Origin of the sequence: uncultured Thiodictyon sp., assembly GCF_903946935.1 — a bacterium.
Lineage (GTDB): Bacteria > Pseudomonadota > Gammaproteobacteria > Chromatiales > Chromatiaceae > Thiodictyon.
The window spans coordinates 1-2,547 of sequence record NZ_CAJAXH010000159.1; the positions used below are offsets into that span (position 1 = coordinate 1).

The 2,547-nt window shown below is 62.0% G+C and carries 3 protein-coding genes; all 3 read left to right on the forward strand.

Features of this window, described 5'->3' with window-relative positions:
- Nucleotides 1–137 (forward strand): putative PEP-binding protein (locus tag QZX93_RS27380; protein ID WP_366760093.1); only part of this gene is annotated, 137 nt, incomplete at its 5' end.
- Between the two features lie 265 nt (nt 138–402).
- Nucleotides 403–1,611 (forward strand): AAA family ATPase, encoded by a 1,209-nt coding sequence (locus QZX93_RS14440; protein WP_295391232.1) that lies wholly within the window; start codon nt 403–405, stop codon nt 1,609–1,611.
- Nucleotide 1,612: 1 nt separating this feature from the next.
- The gene (locus QZX93_RS14445) at nt 1,613–2,248 is read left to right on the forward strand and encodes a hypothetical protein (RefSeq protein ID WP_295391233.1); all 636 of its coding nucleotides are present in this window, start codon (nt 1,613–1,615) and stop codon (nt 2,246–2,248) included.
- Nucleotides 2,249–2,547: the final 299 nt, after the last annotated feature.

Consider the following 2,547-nt stretch of genomic DNA (forward strand, 5'->3'; position numbering starts at 1 on the left):
GCGGTGAGCATGGCGGCCACCCGGCGGCCATCGACTTCTGCCACCGCATTGGGCTGGACTATGTGTCCTGCTCCGGTCCGCGCGTGCCGGTCGCCCGACTGGCGGCGGCCCATGCGGCGCTGAAGACGCCGCAGTAAGGAGAGAGGAGCCGGGGCGTCCCGCCCCGGCGTTGGGGCGGGACGCCCCCGCTCCCGTGTTTCGCGAGCCCGCAGGTCCGGTCCGGACCTGCGGGCTTTTTCGTTTAACCGCGGACCATTACGTGGAGTGGCTCAATCGCTATCATGCCTGACAGAAAACTGATTCCGTGTTAGGCTTTCCGGAAGAACCCGATTATCTGGGGGACTTGGCAACTGTCTGGTCTTGCAGCCCGCATCCAGTGCAAACCCTTATTCTCTTATATCAGTGGGCAATCTTACTTACATCGAAGCACAGCACTTTTTGAGCCTCGGGAAAGTTCGCGTCGATCTCGGGCCTCTCAACGTGCTCGTCGGTCCGAACGGGGCGGGCAAGACGAATCTGCTGCGCACCATCGAATTTCTCGGCGAAACCGCGCGTACGGACCTGGTCCCGGCGGTGAATCACTTCGGCGGATTCAATGCGTTGTTCTTTCGCGGTGACCTTGGTAGGCGTCCGCGCCGCATCAGGTTAGCGATCGGTGCGCAGATCACGCGCTATGCCAGTTCCAATGCTCCGGACGAATACGAACTGACCTTCTGGGAACACTCTGCCAAAATGCTGACAGGCCCGGTTCGGTTGCTTCAACGCAACGAGACCTTCACCTTTAAACGGACCCGGGGTCAGGGTCGCCGGATCACCATCACTGGCTCCCATGTCGATATCACCGGCGATCCAGGAGAGCAGCCGCCGACCCGCTTGAGCCTGGCCGCCACATCATCAGGACTGTCGACGCTGCGCCGATTGGGCAAACAATACGGCGCCGAGCAGATCGACGAGTTGGCGACCTTACTGGAGTCTTTTCGCGTCTTCGAGCCGGATGTCGCCAAGGCGCGCCAGCCGCATCGACTGGTCGCGGGGGAGCCCGTCCACTTGGCCGCCGATGCCGCGAATCTTGCCGCCTATGTGGCATGGCTGGCGGAAGCCCATCCGGACGTATTCGAGGCGCTGGTCGATGATCTGCGCTACATCACACCTGGACTTACGGAATTGCGCTTGGTGCCGCTCGGCGGCAGCAGCCCCGGCGTTTCCATCGAGATCAAAGAAAACGGGCTGCGCGGCACCACGCCGCTCGCATCGGCGTCTTTCGGTACCATTCGGGCGTTGGCCCTCCTGGCCATGCTGCACGACCCTGACCCGCCCAAGCTGACCTGCGTCGAAGAGGTCGATCATGGCCTCCATCCCTATGCCCTGGACCGCATCGTCGAGCGTCTACGTGACGCCAGCACCCGCACACAAGTCCTCGCGGCCACTCACTCTCCGGCGCTGGTCAACCGATTGAGCCCGGACGAGTTGATCGTCTGCGAGCGTGACACGGAAACCGGCGCATCCCGAATCCCGGCAATCGCGCCGGCGGACGTTCGCAAGATGTATCGCGAGGACGAACTGCGCCTGGGCGAGCTTTGGTTCTCAGGGGCGCTGGGTGGGGTTATCTGAAATGCCGGAACCCGTGGTCGTACTGGTGTTCGGCGAGGATACGAATGACACCAGGGCAGTGAAAGATCTCATCCTGGCCCTGCGGTCCGAACCGGTCCGGGTCGAAACCCGCCGCTCTCCGCTGGTATTGGTCAAGGGAATGGACAAGGCACGGGACAGGAAAAACGTCGCCGAGATCGCCGCCGTCGTCAGGGCCGAGCAGCGCCGTGGCAGGCGTTGTGCCGTGGTCGCACATCGCGACTGTGACGCTATCGAACCGGCACACGAGCGGATCGCATCCGCACTCGAACAGGGATTGCTCGACGAAGGCATTGGGCAGGTCATCGCCGCAGCAGCAGCCTGGGAAATCGAGGCCTGGTGGTTCCTGTGGCCTGATGCAGCCCTGGCGGTCAACTCCAAATGGCGCCGCCCCGAGCCGCCAAGGACGGAGGTCGGGCGGATCGAGAACGCCAAAGAAGCCTTCCGACAGGCGCTCCGTCCCAAGGTCAAGAGTCAGCGCCCACGCGATTATGCAGAGAGCGACTCGCCGAAGATCGCCGCGAAGGTACGGGAATTAGGGCTCGTCGACCAGCGTGCCGCTAGCAGTCGATCGTTCGATCGCTTTGCGGGGCGGGTCCGCGAGCTTGTGCTGGCCTAGCAGGCTGTCGGACTTAGTGATGCAACCGATTGAATGCAAAGAGTTTCCTCTTTTGCGCCAAAAAGTCGTTTTCCTGTTTAATCAATCGGTTACGCCATCAAGTCCGACAGGCTGCTAGGCGCCGCGTAGCGGTGTCGCCAGACGGGAACGATGCGGTTCTTAATAAAATGGGAAATCCCCCGGCTTTGCCGGGGAGACAGCAAAAGTTTGACATTTCCGGGGGTCCATCCAGGAAACTCCGCGTTGTGAGCCGCCAAGCACGCAACACTGGAGAATCCCGATGGACGAACCTGAAAGCC

Coding starts and splice junctions, on each gene's coding strand:
- QZX93_RS14445 (WP_295391233.1), top strand. CDS start 1,613: ATGCCGGAACCCGTGGTCGTACTGGTGTTCGGCGAGGATACGAATGAC.